This is a genomic window from Candidatus Hydrogenedentota bacterium, assembly GCA_012523015.1.
Taxonomy (GTDB): domain Bacteria; phylum Hydrogenedentota; class Hydrogenedentia; order Hydrogenedentales; family CAITNO01; genus JAAYBJ01.
The window spans coordinates 13990-38819 of sequence record JAAYJI010000078.1; the positions used below are offsets into that span (position 1 = coordinate 13990).

At 47.6% G+C, this 24830-nt stretch carries 16 protein-coding genes and 1 pseudogene; 8 read left to right on the forward strand and 9 right to left on the reverse strand.

Annotated features, from left to right (window positions below; all coding sequences use genetic code 11):
• Window positions 1-85: 85 nt before the first annotated feature.
• The 4 genes from GX117_03300 to GX117_03315 form a co-directional block, all read right to left on the reverse strand.
• Window positions 86-778: a laccase domain-containing protein gene (locus GX117_03300; protein ID NLO32371.1), complete on the reverse strand. Its 693-nt coding sequence runs from the start codon at window positions 776-778 to the stop codon at window positions 86-88.
• A 15-nt stretch (window positions 779-793) separates the two neighbouring features.
• Window positions 794-2191 (reverse strand): ATP-dependent protease ATPase subunit HslU, encoded by a 1398-nt coding sequence (hslU, locus tag GX117_03305; protein NLO32372.1) that lies wholly within the window; start codon window positions 2189-2191, stop codon window positions 794-796.
• Between the two features lie 66 nt (window positions 2192-2257).
• Complete coding sequence (gene corA, locus GX117_03310; protein ID NLO32373.1) at window positions 2258-3322, reverse strand: magnesium/cobalt transporter CorA; 1065 nt, start codon at window positions 3320-3322, stop codon at window positions 2258-2260.
• Between the two features lie 103 nt (window positions 3323-3425).
• Entirely contained in the window at window positions 3426-4727 is a 1302-nt protein-coding gene (locus tag GX117_03315; GenBank protein NLO32374.1) for a hypothetical protein, read from the reverse strand.
• 104 nt (window positions 4728-4831) lie between these two features.
• Here GX117_03315 and GX117_03320 point away from each other — a divergent pair, with 104 nt between their 5' ends.
• The 3 genes from GX117_03320 (at window position 4832) to GX117_03330 (ending at window position 8264) form a co-directional block, all read left to right on the forward strand.
• A complete protein-coding gene (locus GX117_03320) occupies window positions 4832-5584 on the forward strand; it encodes an HAD hydrolase family protein (GenBank protein NLO32375.1) in 753 nt (250 codons plus the stop codon).
• 91 nt (window positions 5585-5675) lie between these two features.
• Window positions 5676-6926 carry a hypothetical protein gene (locus GX117_03325; protein NLO32376.1) on the forward strand — a complete coding sequence of 417 codons (1251 nt, stop codon included), beginning with the start codon at window positions 5676-5678 and terminating at the stop codon, window positions 6924-6926.
• A gap of 45 nt (window positions 6927-6971) precedes the next feature.
• The gene (locus tag GX117_03330; GenBank protein ID NLO32377.1) at window positions 6972-8264 is read left to right on the forward strand and encodes a DUF1080 domain-containing protein; all 1293 of its coding nucleotides are present in this window, start codon (window positions 6972-6974) and stop codon (window positions 8262-8264) included.
• Between the two features lie 86 nt (window positions 8265-8350).
• Here GX117_03330 and GX117_03335 read toward each other — a convergent pair whose 3' ends face one another.
• The 3 genes from GX117_03335 to GX117_03345 all read right to left on the reverse strand — a co-directional run bounded on the left by GX117_03335 (window position 8351) and on the right by GX117_03345 (window position 11805).
• Window positions 8351-8944 (reverse strand): superoxide dismutase, encoded by a 594-nt coding sequence (locus GX117_03335; protein NLO32378.1) that lies wholly within the window; start codon window positions 8942-8944, stop codon window positions 8351-8353.
• A 205-nt stretch (window positions 8945-9149) separates the two neighbouring features.
• The gene (locus GX117_03340; protein NLO32379.1) at window positions 9150-10523 is read right to left on the reverse strand and encodes a radical SAM protein; all 1374 of its coding nucleotides are present in this window, start codon (window positions 10521-10523) and stop codon (window positions 9150-9152) included.
• A 223-nt stretch (window positions 10524-10746) separates the two neighbouring features.
• Window positions 10747-11805, reverse strand: a complete 1059-nt coding sequence (locus GX117_03345; GenBank protein ID NLO32380.1) for a radical SAM protein — start codon at window positions 11803-11805, stop codon at window positions 10747-10749.
• A gap of 598 nt (window positions 11806-12403) precedes the next feature.
• Here GX117_03345 and GX117_03350 point away from each other — a divergent pair.
• The 3 genes from GX117_03350 (at window position 12404) to GX117_03360 (ending at window position 19917) form a co-directional block, all read left to right on the forward strand.
• A complete protein-coding gene (locus GX117_03350) occupies window positions 12404-13876 on the forward strand; it encodes a radical SAM protein (GenBank protein NLO32381.1) in 1473 nt (490 codons plus the stop codon).
• A 114-nt stretch (window positions 13877-13990) separates the two neighbouring features.
• Complete coding sequence (locus tag GX117_03355) at window positions 13991-16318, forward strand: glycosyltransferase family 39 protein (protein NLO32382.1); 2328 nt, start codon at window positions 13991-13993, stop codon at window positions 16316-16318.
• Between the two features lie 212 nt (window positions 16319-16530).
• On the forward strand, window positions 16531-19917 hold the full coding sequence (locus tag GX117_03360; protein NLO32383.1) for a DUF5107 domain-containing protein: 3387 nt from the start codon (window positions 16531-16533) through the stop codon (window positions 19915-19917).
• Window positions 19918-19957: 40 nt separating this feature from the next.
• Here GX117_03360 and GX117_03365 read toward each other — a convergent pair whose 3' ends face one another.
• Window positions 19958-20926: an RluA family pseudouridine synthase gene (locus GX117_03365; protein NLO32384.1), complete on the reverse strand. Its 969-nt coding sequence runs from the start codon at window positions 20924-20926 to the stop codon at window positions 19958-19960.
• Between the two features lie 33 nt (window positions 20927-20959).
• Window positions 20960-22315 carry an MATE family efflux transporter gene (locus GX117_03370; protein NLO32385.1) on the reverse strand — a complete coding sequence of 452 codons (1356 nt, stop codon included), beginning with the start codon at window positions 22313-22315 and terminating at the stop codon, window positions 20960-20962.
• A 471-nt stretch (window positions 22316-22786) separates the two neighbouring features.
• Here GX117_03370 and GX117_03375 point away from each other — a divergent pair, with 471 nt between their 5' ends.
• Both GX117_03375 and GX117_03380 read left to right on the forward strand, forming a co-directional pair.
• Complete coding sequence (locus tag GX117_03375) at window positions 22787-23245, forward strand: prepilin-type N-terminal cleavage/methylation domain-containing protein (GenBank protein ID NLO32386.1); 459 nt, start codon at window positions 22787-22789, stop codon at window positions 23243-23245.
• 377 nt (window positions 23246-23622) lie between these two features.
• Window positions 23623-24786: pseudogene (locus GX117_03380) on the forward strand (Gfo/Idh/MocA family oxidoreductase).
• Window positions 24787-24830 lie beyond the last annotated feature (44 nt).

Here is a 24830-nt window from a genome sequence, read left to right on the forward strand (position 1 = left end):
TAAGCACACCAACGGTCTTGACACGTCACCTTAGACACCCTGCCTTCAACTGAAGGCCTGCTTCAGGTCATGTTGTATGAAGGGTTCAAAGCATCACTACCACCAAGTTCCTGTTGGATATTTCGCCGGAGCGATAACTAAAAAACAAATCGCCACAGACTGTACAGTGGGGCACAACAACTATATTGTGCCTGATTAGACCGGCTGTTTCAAGTTGGGACTGATTGGCTTGCCCTAAATCCAAATACCGCCCCTGCCGTGGCAGCCCCTGATCCTGCCATTGTGCTGCGCAAGATTCAGATACCTCATAGCAACAAACACCTGCACAAGGACCGATAAGCGCCTTAATGGAGGCGACAGAACAGGCATAATCGCGCACAAGTAAATTAACCGCTTTACCGGCAATATTGCATAACGTCCCTTCCCGGCCGGCATGAAGAGCCGCCAGTACCTGCGCCTCGGGATCGAAGAGAATGACAGGCGCACAATCAGCAACGCTGATCCCCAATGCTGTGCCCGGCTCTGTTGTAATCATCCCGTCTGCTTCGGGATAGTCTTTCTCCCGCCCCATCAGCGCCGGGAAACGTTTCGTATCAAGGATATGATTTCCATGGACTTGTCGAAGGCGATACACGAGATCAATATCAATGCCCAAGGGGTCCAGGAGTCGCCGCGCCGTCCCTTCTGCTTCAGGTCGTATACTGCAGTCTCCGTCCGATTTATCGGAAATAAACGCAGCAGAAAGTCCTGCCTCTTCTAAGAAGGGAAACCGAATCATAGCAAGGGCTTCCGATTAGAGAATGTATTGGTTCAGATTCTGTTGTTCCACAATATTTTCCAATTGTGTCTCAACGAAGGTCGGTGTAATCGCGATGGTCTCGCCCGAACGTTCCGAAGCGCTAAAAGCAATGTCTTCCAAAAGATATTCCAAAATCGTATGAAGCCGACGAGCACCAATATCTTCAGATTCCGCGTTTACCCGCTCACAAATTTCTGCAATTTTTTCAACCGTCTCCGCTTCAAAGACCAAAGACACCCCCTCTGTGGCGAGCATCATCTGATATTGTTTAATTAAGGAACATTCGGTCTGTGTCAGAATCCGCTCAAAATCTTCCCGTTTAAGACTGTCCAATTCCACGCGAATAGGAAAGCGCCCTTGTAATTCAGGGATCAAATCTGAAATTTTCGCATTATGGAAAGCGCCGGCAGCGATAAATAAAATATGATCCGTGCGAACTGATCCGTACTTCGTGATTACAGTGCTTCCTTCTACAATGGGAAGAATATCCCGTTGCACCCCTTCACGGGACACATCAGGCCCATGACCGGAATAGCCGCCACGCCCTGCAATTTTATCGATTTCATCAAGAAAAATAATACCGCTGTTTTCAACACGGTCAATAGCGCGCCGTGCCGCCAAGTCCATATCAATCATTTCGTTGAAAGCTTCTTGCAACAAAATTTCACGCGCTTCCGCAACGGTCACTTTTTTGTTTTTTCGACGTTTCGGCGACATCTGCCCCAACATATCCTGCAGATTCAGCCCCATTTCTTCCATACCGCTGGCTGCAAAAACTTGCAGCATCGCATTTTTATTGGATTCAGAAACAGTCAACTCCACTTCTTGATCGTCCAACTCGCCGGCAGCCAGTTTTTTCGCAACCAAACGGCGTGCCTTCTCTTCGGCGGCAGCGCCCGGTTCGACCGGAGGCTCATCGCCCGCACGGGGATCCATAGGGTTAAAATCTACACGCTGTTCAACGCTGCGCCGCGTCGGCAAAAGCAAATCCAGCAGATGATGTTCGGCAATATGTGTTGCCTTTTCCTCGCAGTCCTCGCGAAGTTCTTCGCGAGCCATCTTGACCGCCGCTTCAGTCAACTCACGAACCATAGACTCGCAGTCGCGCCCCACATAGCCCACTTCCGTGAATTTGCTCGCTTCCACTTTCACAAAGGGCGCGTCTGCCATTTTAGATAGACGACGGGCTATTTCAGTTTTACCGACGCCCGTGGAACCGATCATGATGATATTTTTGGGTATCACTTCATCACGCATGGATTCCGGCAGTTGCAGACGGCGCCAACGGTTGCGGAGCGCAATGGCAACTTTACGTTTTGCCTTATCCTGGCCAATGATATATTTGTCTAATTCCTGCACAATCGCTTTAGGCGTATATTCTTTCATGTGCAATTCCTTTATAATTCATGGAAAATTAATAGATTGTCGCTTGACGGATTGTCCCTCCTCCAACCCCTATTATAACCAGCGCCTCTTACGAAAGAAAAGAAGCATGAGCCCGGCAATTGTCGTACACGTACCTAAAACTATGGGATAGGCCCATTTCATTCCCAATTCCGGCATATGCAAAAAATTCATCCCGTAAATACCGGTGATAAACGTGAGCGGAATAAAAATTGTGGCGATAATGGTCAACACCTTCATGATCTCATTCATGCGGTTGCTCATGCTGGACAGATAGACATCCAGAAGTCCCAAGGTCATGTCGCGCAAAATTTCCACCGTGTCCATAATCGCAAGGGTATGATCGTATAAATCCCGTACGTAGATCGACATATCTGAACCAAGGGCGCTGTGCTCCTCGCGCAAAAGTACGGTAATCTGCTCGCGCAAAGGCCAAATCGTTTTACGAAGGCTGAGCAGTTCCCGCTTGATTTGCTGAAGGCTTGACACGAGCTGCGCTGTCGGATCTTGGAGTACCCGGCTTTCCAAATATTCGATTTGATCATCCATTTCTTCAAGACAAATAAAATAATGATCAATAATAAGATCCATCATCGAATAGAAAAGGAAATCAGCTCCTTCATGACGCATTTTCCCCGTGGCTTTTGATAAACGACTGCGCAAAGGATCAAAGATGCCGTCACGATGTTCATGTATACTGATCACAAATTGAGGAAACAGAATCAAGCTTACTTGCGTTGTTTCCAAGCGCTTATTCGTGCTGTTATACTGAATCAATTTTAGCACCGAGTAAATATAGGTCTCGTAAAAATCGGTTTTAGGGCGGTGGTTCGTGTTTAGAATATCCTCAAGGGTCAAAGGATGAATGCCATAGGCTTGACCCAGCAACTCCAAAATTTCCGTATCTTGCAAGCCTTCAATTTGAAGCCACGTTACAGCAGATTCGGACATCAAAGAATTCAATTCCGACAACGCTTTAATATCGGTTGCTTCATACTGAGCAGGACTAAAGCAAACCACAGACAGATGCATATCCGCTCCGCCCGGCTTGCCTACATGAACCAGTGATCCGGGGGGAAGTGCAACTTTCTTTTTATAAGAGTGATGCTTTTTGCTCATATCAGCAAATCCTTCGCAGACTGTGCCTCGACCAAAAGCACAGTATAACACGCTCTCACCAAAATCGACGGATTGGTTCGGCTATAACACCACCGCTTCCCGTTCATGACGTCCTTGTCATTCGATCTTCATATTGTTGCAGACCGTGAATGGTGCGGATGAGCGCTCGGCCTGCATGGAAAGAAGTTTTAAATTCTCTTCCTTTGTCTGTTGTAACGGGCGCGCCGCTGTCCCAATAGGTGGCTTCATACCAATCGCCGTGGCGATGATCCATTTGATAACATTCAATCCAATCCACCGTTTTGATCAGTGCGTCAAGATAGATTTTTTTCTCGCTTCGCAGAAAAGCCGCACTGAGCGCATTCAGCAATTCTGCTTGTGCCCACCACGTTTTATACAATCGCTCTTCACCAAGCCCTTCCGCAGCCAACACAGAACCGGACATGGGCCCATTAGCTGCCAATCCGCCACAGTCATGATCAAAGCCAAAAGCAAGGGCATGATCAAGCAAGGCATAGGCAATCTGTGAGAATTCTTCATTCGGACTGTTCAGCACGTCAAGGGCCTCCCAGATAAGCCATGCCAATTCCACGTTCAAACCATAAGAAGTAGTCATACGTCCGTCGGCGTCTTTTTCAGCTTCCCAATCTCGGTTGAATACAGTAATGGTACATCCTGTTTCCGAATGAATGCCGTTCCGGCAGATCAGCTGCAACAATGCCATGAGAGCGTCACCATGTTTTTGATCGCCCGAAGCGTCAAACAAAAAGACCAGCGCTTCCAACATATTCGTGTGCATATCAATCGTTTTAAGAGTGCTGCGGTCGCCCAGATTCATTTGTTCCGCGTTCAGTGCTGGCCAATTCCCCCCATCAAAACCCTCTATAAATCCCCGGTCACGATCTTTGGCTTTGTCCATCAACAACTCAAAAACGCGGCACGCCCACTCCAGAACTTCCGGTCGCTTTGACGCTAGATAATATTCCGCAAGCCCTGTAAGTGCATAGGCATGAAAATCCGTGTTTTTGCGCCGAGAACGCGGTGACCCATCCCGATTGACGGAGAAATAAAAGCCGCCGTCTTCCTCATCCCAAAAGTTTTCCCTCACATAGTCAAAGGCTTTACCCGCCAGCGTCAGATAGCCTTGATCTTGAATCCCGTAGCGATGTGCCGCAGATAAACTGTGCATCATACGAACCTGCATCATCAATACTTTTTCCGTGTCATCCAGACGTCGACCATAGCGGTCAAGGCGCGTCAAAAATCCGCCTTGTTCCTGATCCCAACTATTTTTCGCCCAAAAAGGCATTAGATTCTCGCTTAACGCTTTCTCTAATTTTTGACGTAATAGAGGAAATATTTCCTTAAACTCCCGATGAATAGGGCACATGTTTTTCTCTTTCATTTCTTTTCAATTCCAAAGGCATTCTTCAGAAGCATGATATACTACCGCCATGGATGAATCCATGTTACGCATGCCCTCTTTTCTTTGATGAAGAAAGGTATTTCATGATCAAACTGATTATTTCCGATGTGGATGGATGTATTTCGCCGGAAGCTTCTTTAGCTTGGGACCGGGTCTTATTTGACCAACTCGCTCAATACAGCCGTGCCGCTTCCGCCGACGATAAGGCTTCGGTACCCTTAACTCTATGCACAGGCCGACCGCAACCTTATGTGGAAGTTTTAATGAAACTTTTAGACATTCGCTATCCCGCAATTTGCGAAGCCGGCGCAGTCTATTACACACTCCAAGATAACCGTTCTGTCTTTGCCGCCTCAGTGAGCCCTTTAATGGTGGAAGGACTTCAAAAGCTGCGTCATTATATCTGTTCAGAATTACTGCCGCGCTATACAGGGCTGGTCTACCAATTTGGGAAGGAAGCACAGCTTTCTTTATTTTGTGAAGATCCAAGCTGTTTCCCCGAACTTACAAAAGAAATTATTGATGTTGCGGAAACGATACCCGGTCTTCAGATTGAGATTACACCAACCCATTTCTATCTGAACATAGATCTGAAAGGCGTAACAAAAGGCGCGGCTATAGAAGGGCTCGCTGCCGAATTTGGATTTCAAAAAGAAAACTTGGCGGGAATCGGCGACACCTGCGGTGATTTATCCATTCGCGACTGCGTTTCTTTTTTCGCATGCCCGTCAAACGCGGTACCGGAGATCAAAGCAGTGGCGAACTATATATCCCCCTATCCCGATATACAAGGTGTTTTAGATATCCTCAAGCACCCGACATTGCAAGGACAATAACCTCGCTTTATCGAAGCATGCTTTTTCAAGTATGCTAGCGGAATCCCATAGATAATCCTTGTAAACAATCAAAAACAGCAGAAGGGTTTCGATGATGAAAAAACAGCGCTTCGACCGTCGGCTTTTTATAAAGAGTGTTGCTTTGGGTGCCGGCGCCGTCGGGATATCACGTGCTGCCCATCCTGTCCATGCCGCAGCAACAGCCCCCTCATCCAATTCCATAAAATATTGGATGCACGGCTTCGACGGCGGAGAAGATCCGCTGGAACTGGCGACGAAATTAAGAGAGGCCGGATTCAACACCGTGGTGGCGGGAGGTGCGGCTGTCATTGATGCCGTCAATAAGGCGGGCATGGATTCTTGGATTTGCGGAGGCGGTTTCTCCTTAATCCGCGATGAAGACAGCCTCAAGGCAAAAGACATTTTCGACGATCCCCAAGCATGGTTTGGTTCCGCTTCACCCTGTTCCCAAGAAATACGCGATGCCTCTTTAGACACCTATACCAAAATGGTAAAAACAGAAGGCATCAAAGGAATCTTGGTGGATGGTGTCCGTTTCGCCTCGCCGGCAAGCGGATTAATGCCCTTCCTAACAGACTTTTCTGATCATGCAGCAAAGCGTGCCGCTGAACTGGACTGTGACTTCAGCTTGATGAAACGGGACGTGACGCGATTGCATGCACAACTTACCGCTTCTGGAAAAATACGTCTGCGCTGGTTCGAACAAATCGCCACGCCAAGCGGATTGTTGGAATGGCTTAGCGGCTCTCCGGGAATCATGGTATGGCTGCGCTTTCGGCGTATCCACACCACGGGTCATCTCAACGCCATCGCTGAAATTATTCACGGTGCCGGTTTGCAAATGGGCATCTATATTTTTACCCCTTCAATCGCGCCCTTGGTCGGACAGTCTTACGAAGATCTTCGAGATACAGTCGATGTATTCGCCCCCATGATTTATCGCAATTACCCCGACCATCCCGGCCCTGCTTGCCTGAATTGGGAGTTAGCTGAACTTCCTGAAGAACTTAAGATAACGGGCAGCGCTGAAGAAGAAGCTGTTGTGAAAGCCATTCTCTCGTGGGCGGGCTTCTCGGACTTTTCCATTACACCGACCGTTGAAGCCATACGAAGCGAATTGCCGCCGGAAGTGGTGGGCTTAGAAACCGCCAGGGCACGTGCCCTCCTTCGCGACGACAAAGAACTCGCGCCCATCCTCTACATTGACGATCCCAAGATGGCGGACACCGTCGCCTCCGTGAAAGAAAAAGGAGTCTATGGCATTAATTTCTTTGTGTTCAAGAAAGACTGGGCCGCAATGACCGCGGCAGCCTTTTCCTGATATAACCTGTGTAAGCTATACATGAAATCGTAAAGGACACACCTCATGACCAAACAATCTACACCCCGCATTTTTCGATTTTTAATTCTCACACTAACGGTTTGGACCCTTAGCCTGTCTATGGCATGGGCAGCATCAACGGTCACGCCCGTATCGAAATCCGATGACTGGTGGACCCAGCGCAATGACGCGGTCAACGAGCGCGTAAAAGAAGGCAATGTGGATCTTCTCATGATCGGTGACTCCATTACCCATGGCTGGGAAGGCGCAGGAAAAGAGATGTGGGATCGTTATTATGCCAAGCGCAATGCTGTGAACATGGGCTTTAGCGGCGATCGGACGGAACACGTATTATGGCGGCTTGAACATGGTCATTTAGAAGGCATTCAACCCAAAGCCGCCGTCATTATGATTGGCACCAATAACCATGGGGCAAACACAGCGGAAGAAATCGCTGATGGCGTAAAAGCCATTGTCGCCTTATTGCGCGAGCGGCAGCCTCAAATGAAAATCCTCTTGCTGAGTATTTTCCCTCGCACCGATGTAAAGGCCGACATTCAAGAAAAATTACGGGAGGCAACGGCATTATTCGCCGCGGCAGCCAATGACGATCCTATGGTCGAATTTCTCGACATTACCCGTGCTTTTCTTAACCGAGAAGACGAACTGACGAAAGAGGTCATGCCCGATCTGCTGCATCCCAATGAATATGGCTATGCCCTCTGGGCACACGTCGTAGAACCGACTATTGCCCGCCTTCTGGGAGAAGAAGGTTGGACCGACCTCTTTAATGGAAAAGATCTCATCGGCTGGAACCAGGTGGGTGGTAAAAATCTGACTTGGGCAGTAGATAACGGCGTACTCTTCACCGACGGCGGCGGTGGCGGATGGCTGGGCACCGTCCGTGAATTTTCCAATTTCGAATTGGAACTTGAATTTAATGTGCCCGAAGCCGGCAACAGCGGCGTTTTCCTACGGGCCGGTCTGGAAGGAGATCCTGCCTATCAGGGGCTCGAAATACAAGTTTTGGATGATGACACCAAAGCGTACGGAGCATTAAAACCTTGGCAATATACGGGCTCCGTCTACGCCTTGGTCGCCCCTTCCCAACGGGCGTCAAAGGGCGCCGGCGAATGGCAGAAAATGCATATCAAATATGATGCGTCTCAAGTGCAGGTCACTTTAAACGGAACAATGATTGTGGACAGTGACATCAGTACCTTCAGCGATCAAGCCAAAGATCATCCCGGCGTCCTTAAAAAAGCCGGATTTATTGGTCTGCAAAATCATGGGTCACGCCTGGATTATCGCAACATCAAAATCAAAGAACTCCCCTAAATTTAACGACATTCCCTGAACATAAAAAACCGCCGGAAAGGAGCGATTCCTCTCCGGCGGTTTGCATTCTGTCCGATGAGGGACGTCTATGCTTTAAAAGGAGTAACAAGACATTGTTTTGCAAAATCCCAATTGACAACATCCCAGAAGCCTTCAATAAACTTCGGGCGCTGGTTGCGATAATCAATGTAATAGGCATGTTCCCACACGTCCAAGGTGAGGATTGGTTCTTTGCCATGACGCAAGGGCGTATCAGCGTTGCTTAACGCCATAATCTCGAGTTTGCCCGCTCCATCGGCGGCGAGCCAAGCCCAGCCGGAACCAAAAAGTTTCGCGGCCGCTGTGGAAAACTGCGACTTGAATTCATCGAAAGATCCAAAATCCCGTTCAATAGAGGCGAGCAGATCAGCCGCAGGCGTACCACCGCCAGAACCGGACATGCAATGCCAAAAGAAACTGTGATTCCATGCTTGGGCCGCATTGTTGAATACAGCGCCTTCTGATTTTAATACCACGTCCTTCAGCGCCCACTCCGACTCAGGCTTTCCATCAACAAGCCCATTGAGATTCGCGAAATACGCCGCATGGTGTTTGCCGTAATGAAAGTCCATCTGCTCTTCAGAGACAAAAGGATTCAGCCCGTTTAAACCGTAAGGCAGTTCTGGTTGTTTGAAACTCATTGGTGATCCTCCCATGTTGGGGTTTTAACACATGACACATACAATTGAACACTTGCACAACAACAGTATACAACAATATCTGCATGGCGTTTATTCCGAAGCTGAAATCTCGTAAGTGATCCATCGCCCGAGAAAAACAGATTCTTGTGGGAGATTTTGAGCAATGCCGCGGAAAATCAAGACAGGATTCATAGGCGCTGCGTGCTTAGGTCTTGGTCGGGAACAAAAAGGCACGCAATAGTTTGAGCGTACGCCAAGGATTATTGATGAAGGTTAATAGGTGGATGAACAAAATCCGCGGCCGCAGATAAAACCGGCGATAAAGACGTTGACGGCGCGCATTGGCAATGCGATACACATCCGGATCTTTATATTCACATTTAAAAGGAACTAGATTAAAGGCTATTTGATCGGATAACTGATGAAAATAAGGTGTAGCTGCGAAGGGCTCTATGCTCGTCACAATAATGAAATCCAAGGGGGAATCAAGGGCGCCGCGAATGGTTTCTTCCAAATCCTCTTCGGTTTCAAAAGGAGCGCCAACCATAAAGAACGCCAGAATTTTCATCCCCGATTTATGAATCAATTCCAGTTTGGGATTAATCATTTCCGGGGATATTCCTTTGTGCAGTCGATCCAACACACGGGCGGAATAACTTTCGATCCCGATCATGACACGGCGGCATCCTGCTTTGCACATCCAATCCAACATCTCTTTGTCTAAGGTGTCGATTCTGGATAAACATGTCCAAGGAATATTCAAATTGCTTTCAATAATTCCTTTGCAAATGGAGATGACCCGTCCTTTGTCGCAGGTAAAAATATCGTCAAGAAAACGAATGGTCTTAATCCCTTTTTCTTTAAGATACTTCATTTCCTTTACCACACTTTCCGGCGACCGCATCGTAACATAACGACCGTAAGTGGTGGTGCAGTAACTACAAGAAAAAGGACATCCCCGTATGGACAAAATGGCGCCGCAAGGTCCCCCTAAAAAAGCTTCTTCATAGCGCTTCATCGTGACCAGAGAGGGATCCGGAAAAGGAAGAGCGTCAGCATCTTCAATACGCTGCTCCTTATTGTCAAACAAAAGTCCATCCGCTGTACGTCCCGCCAAGCCGGCAATCCCGTCAATGGCCCCTCCCGTCTCCATACGATCTATGTATTGGGATAATGGAAACTCCGGCTCACTGCGCAGAATGAGATCCACCTTTATTTTTTCCAACAAGTTGCTCGTGAAGGCTGTAGGATAATAACCGAAAATGGTCAGCGTTGTTTCCGGAAAATGCTCCTTAATAAGGGCGATGGTATCCAAATCATCTCCAAATACTTTTACGCCCATTAAAACTACAATCATATCAGGCGCGTAGTCCGCGATCTTTTGGAGCACGCCCTTTAAATCGTATCCTTCCGCGATGGCGTCGAAGACTTTGACTTCTGCTTTATTGTTCTCTCGGACAAAGGTGGCAAGCGAAAGTAAGTCTGTGGGGGGCAACATATACTCAGGCGAATAATAACTGCACATGTAGCGACGCATAATCGGCAAAACGTGCGGTGGATTTAAAAAGAAAAGTTTCATCTTAAACCATTCCGAAAAGATAGATGAGGAAAGCAATGGAATTGAAGAACACTTAAATTTTGGGGCATATATTTACTGAGGAACCAAAGGGTATCATACATCCAAGGCAGCGGCCCGCTTAATCGGGTTAGTCTACCAAAGCCATTAATAAGATACCAAAAGCCCATGACGCGTGTTCATTGGAAATAACGTTTTTTCTGTACATGAATAGCCTTTGACCGATTCATCCATTTTGGCGCCCGTTGAAATAGAAAAAAATATCCTTAATCTTTTTGGGGAAAGAAAATAACAGCGACCGTGGACGAAGCCAAAGGCTTAATTCTGTGTATGCTGTATCCCAACAAGAAGAGGTGCAACGATGGACTTGTTTTCTAAGGTTATGAAAGTCTTCTTCTTTCCAAATGTCGGCAATGGATTGTTCGGTGATTGAGAAGGGACTGTCCATATTACTACAGGGCGATACACAGCCCGCCGGACTGATGGCACAAATGGCATAGCCCGCGTAACAGCGGACTCGATGAGGTGTCCCATACAAATGGGCGATACCGTCAAAAAAAGCAGCCGAGTTGCTCATCAATCGGTTCTTACTGCAGGCCCCTTGAACTTTTTTCACTTCTTGTTTCAATTCATCAAGGTCCGATTCTTGAAAGAAGAGATCTTGGCAATTATCGAAACTTTTGTCCTTGTGCAACAAATTCGTGTGTATGGGCGCAAATTTAAGTTGGTGTACGCCCAGTTCTTTCGCAAAACGCACCATATCCATCATAAAACGATAATTGTGGCGTGTAATGACAAAATTAATGCCAAGGTGGACTTCCGGTGCAAGCGCTTTAAATTTCTTGACCGCACTTGTCGCACGCTCAAAAGTCTGTGGACCGCGCAATTGTTCATGAATCGACGATTCTGAGCCATCAATAGAAAAAGAAACGGTGGCAACACCGGCACGTTGCAACAAACGAATTTTTTCTTCCGTTAAGAGTAAGGCATTGGTGCATAGGTGCGTGGCAACCCCCAAGTCCGTCGCGTGTGCAATAATTTCAAAGACATCATCCCGCATCAAGGCTTCGCCGCCGCTGATTACCACAAGGGACGTTCCCAGTTTTTCAGCGGCTTCGCTAATCAGCCTTTTCCATTGATCAGTGCTCAGCTCTTCATTACTTTCGTATCCATGTTCTAAATCACAGACACCGCACATACGACATTTTAAGTTGCACCGTCCTGTCAGAAAGAGAAGCATGACCGGGCAGTATCGGGGCGCTTTTTGCAGGTAACGACTGAGCATTACATTTCCAGTCCGATACATGTTTTTTATGAATAGCCGACGCCGTGAAATCTTGTTGGATTTCGGGGGTTGTATAGGAGCTGTCGGTCTTGAAAGCATAAAAAACCATCTGGACTGTATGGAGTAAAAGGCAGTGCTATTCTTTGGTCTCAACATGCAGTCTTTTCATGGTAAGATCAAATGATGAAAACGAGGGTTTGAAATATCTGAGATAGATACAGCACTTTACGCTATCAACGCCTCAGCAACTGCCGAGGGTACCTGCCTTATCGATCGTACGAAACACGCAGAATTATTATAAAAATTAACACTCATAAACTTCAAAGAAGAACAGTCTAAAAAGAAACTGTAACACTATAACAAACCTAATCCGGTATAAATGTCCGGGCTTGCCACAATGCCGCCGAGCCCTTTGCTGCATCACAAGATTCCGAAATCATATCAGTAATTCGCTTAAATAAAAAGAAAGGGTTTATGCTATAGTTTTACTTTCGAATATAAAACTTACCGCTGTTATGGTTCCACTACTGAGATTCGCCTCATTCGGTTAATTGGATATGTATCACGAGACTCCCTACCCTTCAAATTTGAAAGAATCATGAAAATCTTAATCATCAACCCACCTGATGAAAATGTGGTTGCAGAATTTAAGGCATCTGACGGAACAGGCTTTCTGGAAGCAAGTGACTTTGGAAAATTCCCCCCCCTGGGACCCTTGTACGTGGTATCCTATGCCAAAAAAAAACTGCCGGAACACGATTATTGTTTTCTCGATTGCGTCGCCGAAGAAATTTCCCATAACGAATTAGAAAAACGTATTGCCCACATTGTTCCCGATCTCATCGGCATAACCAGCTACACCATCGCCCTTTTGGATGCTGTGAAAGTGGCGCGGGCGGCGCGCAAACTCGTTCCCGCAGCTCATATATCTTTGGGCGGTCATCATGCTACCGCCTTTCCTATCGAAGCCGCGTCATTGGGGATCTTTGACTCTATTGTTGTCGGGGAAGGAGAGATAGCCTTCACGGATCTCATCAAATGCATCAGTGAGGAAAAAGATATTAATGGCATTCCCGGTGTGTACAGTACAGCCCAATTAACAGCAGCTCGATTATCCAACGAACGCGATCCACGGTTTAAACAGGATATTCTTGTTGTTCCAGCCTATATTGATGATATTAATCTCTTGCCGCCGCCCGACAGAAGCTTTATCGCCCATATCGATTACCACAGTATTGTAGGCATCCGGCCGCGCCTGGCTACGATCATCACCAGCCGTGGCTGTCCATATCAATGCACTTTTTGCAATGTGCCCTACAAACAATATCGGCCCAGAGCAATGGAGCTTGTCATGGACGAGATAGAAACATGCCTTTTACTCGGCTATGAGGAATTCCATTTTTACGATGATCTCTTCAACATTACTGCTAAACGCTTGGAAGAATTTTGTCTTGCCCTAAAAAAACGAAAGTTACGCATCATTTGGGATTTCCGGGGCAGGGTCACCGGAGTGACTCGGGAGAGTTTGGCTTTGGCAAAAAGTGTGGGATTACGACTCATCTTTTTTGGTGTTGAAACAGGCTCGGATGAAGGATTGCGCGTGCTTAAGAAAGGCTGTACCATCGCTGAAATTCAACAAGCCTTCGCGTGGTGCCGAGAATTAGGAATCAAAACCGTTGCCGATTTTATGATCGGGTTACCCCATGAAAAATCTATTGCGGATATTCGGAAAAATATCAACTTCTTAATTTCCCTTCGACCCGATTACGCGCAGATTGGTATCATGAACATTTATCCCCACACAGAAGTATACGACCAAGCCCTTGAAAAAGGCTTGGTAGAGCCGGAGCAATGGAGCAAATGGGCTTTGGATCCAAGTCAAGAACTCAACATTGAGCATTGGACTGAATTTGTTTCCGAAAACGATCTGATTCGGCTACATCGAGAATCGTATCGTCGTTTTTATTTTAGAATATCCTATGTGTTGAGGAGCCTTATCACGCTGCGCTCCTTTCATGAATTTAAATCTAAGGCTTTGGGAGCGATCAAGCTTCTCTTTTTAAAATCATAATGATTGGCCGCGCCCATACATTAAATTTCTATTCCAGCTTTTTGTGAAAACTCCGGCCTATCGGAATCGACACAAAAAAATAGCAAGATAACAGGTTCTTTTAAAAGGGATCAAATGGCGCTTATCCAACAATTCAGCAAGGTGTTTCGTGTAGCACGTCAGTATCGTGTTGACATCCTTCTGCTCATTTTGATGCTGATCATAGGGTATGGCTTATGCAGAAGCTACCATAATTCCTTAGACGAGCCAATACACTATTCCGGCCCCTATACGATGGCTTTACTGGGACCTGCCGTATTTTTTGCAGCAGGACAGGGCTTAGGTGTCCATGCACCCGATTCCATACCCGGCTTAAAAGAGTTCATTACCCTCAAAACATCCGAATTTGATATTTCTAAAATACCCGACAACGTGCAGACCGTGCCTGTACAAACCCCCTTCGAATTGACCAATATTTATTATTTGTATACGGTCGGCTGGTTTTGGCGGCTCTTCGGGGTATCACTACGCAGCCTGTCTATTTTCGCAGCGGTCTGGTGCGCCCTTTCCGCCGGAGCCTTTTATGCATTACTGCGTAATGGATTGAATAAAGGCTTCAGCTTTGTCGGTGTACTCTTGATTATTTCTTCTCCTGCCTTTTTACACAGCACGCTCATGTTCCGTGATTTTGCAAAAACACCGATTACTCTGCTTATCCTTTGTCTCTTGTTACGGCTCATTCTTTCTAAACATTCCAATCTTCGTATCGTTGTTATCGCCATAGCATTAGGGGTCTTAACAGGTTTAGGAATGGGCTTTCGACAAGATATCATCCTTTGCGTGCCATGGGCGGCAGCACTCCTTTTATTCGCGCCAAACCGTGACAGGAAGCATGTGTGGAAAACACGAGTACTTTCCATACTCTTGTTCTTTTTGCTTTTCGTCCCCCTTGCCAAACCCGCCTTTACCGGCGGAGCGCTTGAAGGCAATCAGGCGTCTGTACATGGTTTTTTTCAGGGCTTGACCGATGAAGTCGAAGAACGGCTAGATTTCGGAGGCGCATCCTATAATTTTCTGGTGTGGTCAGATTCAGGACTCTATGGACAAGCCAATGCCTACGCAAGGCGCATGAACAATACGGACTCCTTTGAAAATCCCCATGCTGCGGTTTATAAACGTGCCCACGAGGATCCCAATGCGCCCTTTATGATCAATCCCGGTCTATTCTATACAGGCGCAACATATGCAAACACACAATGGCAGCTGCTCAGAAAAGCTCTGTTCATCTTTCCCGCAGACATTATCACCCGTGCGTGGCAGTCTACTATATCATTTTATAGTGTACCTTTTAAGATGTTCCGTAATGTTGCGTTGATCCAAGAACAATATCCGACATGGCTGAAAGGCAACTATTATTTTCATCACCTTGTCACCCGCCTTCTTTCCTATGTCGGGCTGATCGCCATGCTCATATTGCTCTGTTCCGTGGCTGCGTTTCGCTTTAAAGATGCATTGCTATTGACAGGCATGTTGCTTTGCTTTACAGGCGCCCTGAGCATCAACTTCGAGCTTCGTCTTACCCCTTATTTATTTTTTGTTCCTTATTTGGGGGTCTTATTTTGTTTGGAACGAAGCTTTGGGTGGTTTTGTAAAAAACAGATCCATAAAAGTTCCGTATCTGAAGACACTTCCGACAAGAAAAACGATACGCTTCATGTTTTCGATCTCTTGCCCATGGTGAAGATCTCTGTCTTCCTGTGTCTTATCTTGATCATAGCACTTGTACCTTTAGTGATACTCCAATTATGGCAAAGCAGGCAGACCCTTGCCTTGACAGAGCAATTGCAATCCATGCCCTTGGAAGCGGTGCCGACCGAAGTCTCACATCATGACGGATGTGTCCTTATTGCGCCGGACCGTGACATGCTAGGATTCGATGAGGCCGAGCAAAACTTGCCGCCGGGCGAAACAGCGTGGTTCTATGGCGCTGTCGTTTTCGATACGCGAGGCAGGGATCTTCCCATCACCCTCGAATATGACCCTGAAAGAGTGTTCAACGACTTTACACAACCCATCACCATCTGGGGCGTTGAAGATAAAAAGCAGGGAAGGGTTACATTGTTCTTTCCCGTCTACGAAACAACCACCCTCTATACAGCATCCTTATTTGAAAGTTATCTGGAAACTGTTTACCTTCCATCGTGGCAAGAAAAAATCAAGCCTGATCTTCCTTTTGAAGCACAGCCCCTTTGGAAACGCAGTCGTTTTTTGGGTATCTCGCTGCCGGAATCATGCCGTGATTCTTTCCAAGGATTTTATCGCCTAACTGATCTTGACGCTCTTTCACTGCTGATTTTTGTCCAAGTACCGGAAGACCGCTCTTTTTTCCGCGATCATAAAATGGGACCTTGGGAACGATGGCAGCGCGGCTATTCCGGTGAAGCACGTCTCTGCGCCGATTGAAGACAGCGTTACTATTCTAAACTCTGACGAATTGGATGGAACGTGGCGCAAAAAGGTATGATTAATCCCACTGAGAAAATCGCTTGCAATAGGATATTTACGTTGCCCGTCGCGGCTCCAAGCAGCGTCCGATCCCATAAGCGAGATAGGCGTCATAGCCTCCAACAACCGATTCAGATCACGCGGAACAAAACCGACGGAAAGGAATTAAGATGCGTTTTCACTTTTTGCTGCTCGTCTCCCTGTTAAGCACCCTATGCGCAGCGGAGGTCATCCTCACTGAAGAGAGGTTGATCCTGCCCACCTATGAAACGAAAGACCCCGATAAGGTACCGCTCTTTTTCAGATCAGAGGAAGTGCAGCTGGCGGAACGGCATATCTATCCTTATCCTTTTTATGATGTCCAGTCTACAGAGAAGGTAGACAAAAGCTACCAAGCGCTTATACTGGAAAATGAATATATACGGCTGTGCGTAACGCCGGAATTGGGCGGACGCCTTTATTATTGTCAAGACAAAACCAATGATTATGAGTTGGTCTATTATAATCATGTGGTTAAACCTGCCTTGATTGGAACACTCGGCGCATGGATTTCAGGAGGCGTGGAATGGAACACACCCCATCATCACCGTGCCACCAGCATGATCCCCGTCGATTATGCCTTTCAAAACCACAAGGACGGCAGCAAAACCATCTGGGTCGGTGAATATGAAAAGCGAAGTCAAACCCGATGGATGACGGGCGTAACGCTGGCGCCGGACAGTGCGTGCGTGAAATTATCCTTCAAAAGCATGAACGTGACCCCCTTCCAATATCCCGCCTTATATTTCGCCAATGTGGCGGTTCATGTCAATGACAGCTATCAGATTATTTTCCCGCCCGACGTGGAGATGATGAACTTTCATTACGTCACGGAATTCACCCGCTGGCCTGTGCTGAATCAGGTCTACCAGTCCGTAGATTACACCAAAGGAGAAGATTTGTCTTGGTGGAAAGAAACGAAACAACCAGTGTCCTTCTTCGTTACCAAAACAGACCAAGATTTTATGGGCGGTATCGATCATGATAAAGATGCCGGTATCGCGCTGGTCGGTGACCGCCACATTTTCAAAGGCAAAAAACTTTGGAACTGGGGCAAGAACGAAGTACAAGAAGTATGGGATCAAAAACTAACTGATGACGACGGGCCCTATGCGGAATTAATGATGGGGTTTTACTCCGATAACCAACCGGATTACAATTTTGTTGCGCCTTTCGAGACCAAATACGGCGATATGTACCTGTATGGGATTAAAGGGTTGAAAGATATCAAAGAGGCAAATCAGGACTGCGCGCTCAATCTGGAGATCCATGAAAACAGCGCACTCATCCAGATCAATACCACGTCTCCCCAGCCAAAGACCGTCATCACCCTTCGACGCGAGGACAATGTAATTTGGGAGAAGACCGTCTCGATCACGCCGGAATCGCCTTGGCAAGAAACCGTACCAATCCCACAGGGAAGCACGTTGGAGAATTTGGAAATCATGGTGCACAGTCACCAAGGCCGGCAGCTTGCCCGCTGGCAAAAACAACCGCTTCTAAACGAGGAGTTTCCCGATATCTACCACGATCCATTGGACCCCGGCGAATATACGACGAGCCAAGAACTCTATCAGGCGGGACTTAAACTGGAACAGTACGGCAACACCACATTTGATTATATGAAATACTATGAACGAGCGCTGCAGTTAGACCCGGATCACGTGGCGACCAATACGCGCCTTGGTCAGCTTTACCTGAAACGAGGTGAATACGAGAAGGCACAAAGCTATCTGAAACGAGCGGCGGACATCGTAACAGCGAACCACACCAAGGCAGAAGACGCGGACTCGCTTTATTACCTCGCTTTGACCTACCTGCAGCAAGATAAGATTGAAGAGGCACTCCACTATCTGTACCGTGCCACCTGGGCTTACGAATGGACCTCGGCAGGGTACACAGCAGCCGCACGCCTAGAGGGTCGGCAAGGGCGCTGGGAAAAAGCCTTGGATGCGGCGGAACGTGCCTATGCCGCCAATCAGTTTAACGGAGAGGCTGCCACGGCCCAATCCATTGCACTGCGCAAATTGGGACGTTATGAAGATGCGCAAAAATTGATCCAACACATTTGCGACGAAGACCCTTTAAATTTTTTGGCCTTATATGAACAGATTCGCCTTGATCAAGCGGAAAATAAAGAGCCCAATGCCGACAAATTAACGGACTTGAAAAAGATTCTTCGCAATGAGCCCTATAATTACATTGAGACGGCGGATCGTTATGCTAACTTTGGACTTTATGAAGAGGCAGCCGCTGTGATGCGATACGCCGCAACATCAGACCTGCCCGAACTCAACGCCAATCCCATGGTCTATTATCATTTAGCACTGTATGAGGAGAAACAAGGCCACCGAGATAATGCAAAGGCAGCACGAAAGACGGCCGCATCGTTGCCCGTGGATTTGTGTTTCCCCTATGGCGAGGCGTCGATAAAAGCGCTCCGGCACGCGCTCGAACAAGAACAGGAAGATGCTATTGCATGGCAATTGCTGGGTAATGCGCTTGCTGACCATCAACACGAGGCGGCTGTCTCCTGTTGGGAAAAGGCGGCCCGCTATATGCCGGATACAGCTATGCTCTACCGCAACATGGCCTATATACAAGCGAACCATTTCCATAAAATGCCTGATGCCATGGATAACATTATGGAGGCCATTTCACTTGACCCAACGGAACCCCGATTTTTCTCTGAAGCCCAATTGTACATGTCCTACGCCAGTCTCACGGCCGCGGAATTGTCTGAATTCCTCAGCCACTACGGTTCCTTCGGTAAAGACGTGGTGGAAATACAACTGATGCAAATCAAATTGAATTTATTTGAAGGCAAGTATGAGGATGCCATCGTCCTTCTTGAAAATCTTGAATACCACAGCAAAGAAGGCGCTTCCTTTAACCCCCATACCTACTGGGTAGATGCGCATCTGCAGCGCGGTATACACGAGACTCAAGAAGGACTGTTTGACGCCGCGGAAAAATCGTTGCTCCGTACAATGGAATTTCCTCCCAATCTTGAAGCAGAACGAGACAATAAAATCGCAATTGCTTACTATTACCTCGGTCTCAACCGTAAAGCTGCAGGCGATCTAGAAAAAGCGAAAGAATACTTTCAGGAAATGGTCTCCTACACCCCGGCGCGAGGCTGGGGCGCCGGTGATTTCCCCGAATTAACTTATTTCAAAGCCATGGCACAGCGGGAACTGGGCGATGATCCAAGGGAAAGCGAAGAACAGTTCCGTGAATTGATACGTGTGGGAGAAAAACGACTTGATACAGAAAAAGACGGTAGACATATCACCGTTTTTCTGGATGAAAGTCATACTGCACGCAAATTTTTACTGGAGCAAGAGCTGGACAGAAAAGAGCGCCGCGTTTCCTCCTATTATCTACAAGCCTTGGGCTTCCTCGGTCTGGGCGATACAGAGCAAGCACACGGATTCTTCGCCAAAGCTTTAGAAGTCGACCCGCTTAGTGTAGACCCGAAATTTATGCTTGATCAACTCACACAAAAAAATGAATGATATGCAGCATAGACGCGATTAAAAAATAGACGTGCGATACTCAACTTTGCTCAACGTGTCTGAGCGCTTGCAAGACGTCTTGAAAATGTTTCGGCGCTTCGCTGCTAAAGTGCATACGTTCTTTAGTAAGCGGATGCTCAAAGCCTAAAAGCTGCGCATGAAGCGCCTGGCCTTTGAGCTTTGCCAAAGCAGCGAGACAGGCCGGCGACACGTTCAGCGCGCTGTAACGGGTCTCGCCATAGACAGGATCACCCAATATGGGATGTCCGGAAAAACGCATATGGACGCGGATTTGGTGGGTTCTGCCTGTTTCAAGACGAAGCCGGACAAGACTCGCCGCGCCAAAGGATTCAAGTATCTCAAAATGGGTCGTTGCCTCTTTTGCTTTCACGCCCGTCACAGTCATCCGTGAACCATCGACAAGACTTCTGCCGACGCTGGCGTGAATCGTCCCGCGCACGACTTTGAATGCGCCGCGAACCAGCGCAATATAACGACGGTCAAAACTGTGATCAGCGGCCTGTTTGGCAAGGTAATGATAGGCTTGGACGGTCTTCGCCGCCACCATGACCCCCGAGGTATACCGATCAAGGCGGTGCACGATACCCGGCCGTTTTAGGTCTCCTCCGCTTTGCTCATAGCCTTTACAATGATAGAGAAGGGCATTAACCAACGTGCCCTTTTCATGACCGGGCGCAGGATGCACCACCATGCCGGCCGCCTTGTTGATCACCACCACAGACGCATCTTCATACAAGATTTCAAGGGGCAAGTTTTCGGGAACAGGCTCCGTAGGCACGGGATCAGGAAGCTCCACCACAATCTGCTCCCCTTCTAGAACAGGGCGTGACGGTTTGGTGCACACTTCCCCATCAATCCGAACGCTCCCTTCCTTAATGCGTTTTTGCAAAAAGGAACGGGAGGCATCTTCTACCATTTCCGCGAGAAAAACATCCAGCCGCAGTCCTGCTTCAGCAGTCTCCACCGTGAGATCTAAGATGTCAGACATGGCTTGCGTCTCCTCTATAGCAGGGCGAAGCAGTCATGAATGCGATACCTCCGGGTCTTTTGCGCTTCCGCCGGGCTCACTATATTTGAAGATATTAATTCCCAGCCATGCTTCGCTATAAAAACGACGGAATAAGAGTCCGGCCAAGAGCATGATGAAAAGCGTCGCGCCGAGCCAAGCGCCCAGTACGCCGCCTTTCAAAACAAAACCAAATAACACTGCCAAAGGCAAAAACACCAGATAAGACATGACAAAGGTCAACACCATCATCCACCGTGTATCTCCGGCGCCGCGCAAGGCACCGGTGGATACAATATTGATCGCGTCAAAGGCTTGGAAAAACGCAGCAAGAATCAAGATTTTGTGGCCCAGCAAAGCGACTTCCGGTTCTGCGCGAAAGAAGATCATAATCAGTTTATCGCCGAAGAGAGCAAAAAGGACACCCATGATGCCCATATAAACCATAGCAATTTTGATGGCCGTATACGTGCGCGCTTTCGCAAGCGCTACGTTGCTGCGTCCTAACCATTGCCCCACAATCGCAGCGATACCGTGATTCAATCCGATGGCGGGCAAAAAACAAATGTGGATAAAGCCCAAGGCAATGGTACTGGCTGCGAGCTCAACAGCGCCAAGCCTTCCCACAATAAAGGCTACAAGAATCCACCAGTTCGCTACATCCAAGAAAAAGGTGAGCGCTGAGGGAATACCGATACGCAATAATTCATGGGTACGCGCCCAGTCGAAGCGCCAGTTTCGATGGGTGCCGTAATGCTCACGAAATGAGCGGCTAAAAAAGAATACGAGCAGAAAAACCGATTGGATGCCCATGGCGATTACAGTCGCCAACGCAGCGCCCCCTATCCCCATACGCGGGAAACCAAACTTTCCGAAAATCAATAGATAATTAAGGGAGAGGTTTAAGAAATTACCAACGATCGCCGCGTACATAGGGATACGGGAACGGTTCACTGCCTGAAAGAAAGCGGCCAGGGCAGTGATCACACCGACAAAAACATAACCGGCGAGTCGAATCCGGAAATACTCTAATTCCAATGCCGTTATCGTCTCTGTATGACCCATGGCACGAAACATAGGCGCCGAAAGAGGATAGAGAATTGCTGCAAAAACGAGGCCCAATAAAGAAAGGTAAAGCCCTTGCCAACCATAACGGGCACAAAGATGATGTTCGCCGCGCCCGTAACATTGCGCCACGAAAGTGGACACCACACTAATAATACCCATATAAAGCGTGGTCATGGAAAAAGAGGCAATTCCTGCACTGCCAATACCTGCCAAGGCATCCGTACTGATATAGGACACCATGACTTTGTCGAAGAATTCCATAATCGTGACAGAAAGCATACCCAAAATAATCGGGCCTGACATGGACATCACTTCACGAAAACCGGAAGAACACGGGGATTCTGTCAAAGTAGGGTTGGAATGCATTAATTTCTTTTCTCGGAAAGGGACGGGGGGATGGCCGGCCTTCTGCCAGCAGAGGTAGTATAGCATATTTATGGAGATGAAAAAGGCTTAGACTCTGATATAAAGCGTTATACCTTTATATCGGTCCCTTTATATCCGGAAATGATTTTACATGCGTTCATTCCTGTTGTGCCTCTTAAACGCGCTCCGAATCGCAGGACTTTACAAAAGTTGTCACCTAGTAACAATTTTTGTCCGGACAAAGGCAGCCTTTTCCGCCGCAGATACTATGATTATGGTGATATCTCATAAATAAAATCTTAAAAAGGCCATTTAATAATTGGCATACATCTTGCTCTTATAAAGCCAAGAAGGCAAGGTGCCTTACTAAAAGAAAATCATGCAACACAACTATGGAGGATTATGCGCATGAAAAACAAAGGTTTTACCCTCATTGAACTGATGATCGTAGTGGCGATTATTGCCATTATCGCGGCCATCGCTATCCCGAACTTGCTCCGTTCGCGCTTGCAGTCCAACGAATCTGCAGCCATTGCCAACCTGAAGACGCTGGTCGGCGCGGAAACCGCTTTTGCTGCTGCAAATGGCGGCTACACCGCTGACTGGGATCTGCTGAACACGCCGGATGAAGGCCCTCCCTTCCTTGATATCGAACTCGGCGGCGGCATTGTCCAAGGCTATACCTATGCTCTCGAAGAAGACGGCGAAGAAGTAACAGAGGACAGTGATTTCTTCACCAACTTCACCTGCACCGCCAGCCCCGCCACCGACTCCGGCGCGGGCGCGGGAGCCACCGGTATCCGTGTTTTCTGGGTCGACGCCGGCGGTGTCATCCGCTTGGATGATGCAGACGGTAACCCCATCTGAAACTAATCCGTGACCGAAAGGTCTCACCGTATTTTGCTAACACGGCGATGTTCACCCATCGCCGTGTTTTTTTTATTTGATTTTAATGAGTCTCAATTCCTCCATCCCCTCCACCACAAAAAAGTCTCCCTTGTTTCAACCCGTCCCTATCGTAGAAGTTCCTCACCATATTCTTTTTTTTGATCGGTATCATGCTGCGAATAAGAGTTGGCTTCCTTCTCCAAAGAATGAATAGTTGATGTTGAATCGCCTAATCAGGTACTCTTTTACAGAGCGCACATGGAAGGGCTGTGTGCGTTTGTAAACACACTATCGTGTATCCGGCATCGGTGACTCATGCCGGCTCAAAGAATCTTTACAACCCCGGGAGTGAGAACATGGCTAAGAAGACGGTTAATGTTGCAATGATTGGCGCTCAGTTTATGGGTAAGGCCCATAGCAATGCTTGGCGCAAGGTGGACATGTTTTTTGATCTGCCGGTCAAACCGGTAATGAAAGTGATGTGCGGTAAGTTTCCTGAAGAGCTTGCGACAGCAGAACGGTATGGCTGGGAAGAGACTTCGCTGGATTGGAAAGAAGTGGTGAATCGTCCGGATATGGATATCGTGGATATTTGCAAGCCCAACTTTCTGCATCCTGTCATGGCTACTGAAGCGGCAATACCCGGCAAACATATTGTTTGTGAAAAGCCCCTTGCCAACACGCTGCAAGAAGCGAAAGATATGTTGAAAGCCGCAGAGAACGCAAAAGTAAAACACATGTGCGGCTTTTCCTATCGTTATGCGCCTGCCGTTCAGAGCATGAAAAAACTGATCGCGTCGGGTAAGTTAGGCGAAATTTATCATTTTCGCGCGGCCTACCAACAAGACTGGATTATGAGCCCTGACTTCCCGATGGTTTGGCGTTTGAAAAAGAAACATACCGGCTCCGGCGCTCTCGGTGATATCGGCGCACACGTCACGGATCTGTGACACTTCTTAGTCGGTCCCGTCGGTGAAGTAACCAGCGCAATGGAGACCTTTATTAAACGTCGTGTTATCGCTGATTCTGATGTGGGCGCTTGGGCGGCGAAAGGCAGCAAGAAAACCAAAAAGTACGACACTGTCGACGTTGACGATGCCGCCATTTTCATCGGCCGCATTAAAGGGAAGAACACCCTTGCATCCTTTGAAGTAACGCGTTTTGCCGGCGGCCGCCGCAATTACAACGCCATCGAAATTTACGGCAGCAAAGGCTCTCTGCTCTGGAATCAGGAAGATATGAATGAATTCCACTATTATAATTGCGCCGATCCAGAAGGCTTGCAGGGCTTCCGCAAAGTACTGGCTTGCGATCCCGGTCATCCTTATGTAAATTCTTGGTGGCCCCCCGGACACATTATCGGCTATGAACATTTATTTGTCCACGAGATTTATGAATTCTTGTCTTGCTTGAAGAAAAAGAAACCTACCTATTCCACCTTTGAAGATGCTGTCAATTGTCAGTCTGTACTGGAAGCGGTGGAAAAGGCTGCCTCGACCAAACAATGGATCAAAGTGTGATCCTTCTGCTGATCTGATTATCTATTTGGAAATATAAAAACTAT

Excerpts from the sequence above, each read along its gene's own strand:
- GX117_03300 (NLO32371.1), bottom strand. The coding sequence starts at position 778 with ATGATTCGGTTTCCCTTCTTAGAAGAGGCAGGACTTTCTGCTGCGTTT.
- corA (NLO32373.1), bottom strand. The coding sequence starts at position 3,322 with ATGAGCAAAAAGCATCACTCTTATAAAAAGAAAGTTGCACTTCCCCCC.
- GX117_03315 (NLO32374.1), bottom strand. The coding sequence starts at position 4,727 with ATGAAAGAGAAAAACATGTGCCCTATTCATCGGGAGTTTAAGGAAATA.
- GX117_03320 (NLO32375.1), top strand. The coding sequence starts at position 4,832 with ATGATCAAACTGATTATTTCCGATGTGGATGGATGTATTTCGCCGGAA.
- GX117_03325 (NLO32376.1), top strand. The coding sequence starts at position 5,676 with ATGATGAAAAAACAGCGCTTCGACCGTCGGCTTTTTATAAAGAGTGTT.
- GX117_03330 (NLO32377.1), top strand. The coding sequence starts at position 6,972 with ATGACCAAACAATCTACACCCCGCATTTTTCGATTTTTAATTCTCACA.
- GX117_03335 (NLO32378.1), bottom strand. The coding sequence starts at position 8,944 with ATGAGTTTCAAACAACCAGAACTGCCTTACGGTTTAAACGGGCTGAAT.
- GX117_03340 (NLO32379.1), bottom strand. The coding sequence starts at position 10,523 with ATGAAACTTTTCTTTTTAAATCCACCGCACGTTTTGCCGATTATGCGT.
- GX117_03345 (NLO32380.1), bottom strand. The coding sequence starts at position 11,805 with ATGCTCAGTCGTTACCTGCAAAAAGCGCCCCGATACTGCCCGGTCATG.
- GX117_03350 (NLO32381.1), top strand. The coding sequence starts at position 12,404 with ATGAAAATCTTAATCATCAACCCACCTGATGAAAATGTGGTTGCAGAA.
- GX117_03355 (NLO32382.1), top strand. The coding sequence starts at position 13,991 with ATGGCGCTTATCCAACAATTCAGCAAGGTGTTTCGTGTAGCACGTCAG.
- GX117_03360 (NLO32383.1), top strand. The coding sequence starts at position 16,531 with ATGCGTTTTCACTTTTTGCTGCTCGTCTCCCTGTTAAGCACCCTATGC.
- GX117_03365 (NLO32384.1), bottom strand. The coding sequence starts at position 20,926 with ATGTCTGACATCTTAGATCTCACGGTGGAGACTGCTGAAGCAGGACTG.
- GX117_03370 (NLO32385.1), bottom strand. The coding sequence starts at position 22,315 with ATGTCAGGCCCGATTATTTTGGGTATGCTTTCTGTCACGATTATGGAA.
- GX117_03375 (NLO32386.1), top strand. The coding sequence starts at position 22,787 with ATGAAAAACAAAGGTTTTACCCTCATTGAACTGATGATCGTAGTGGCG.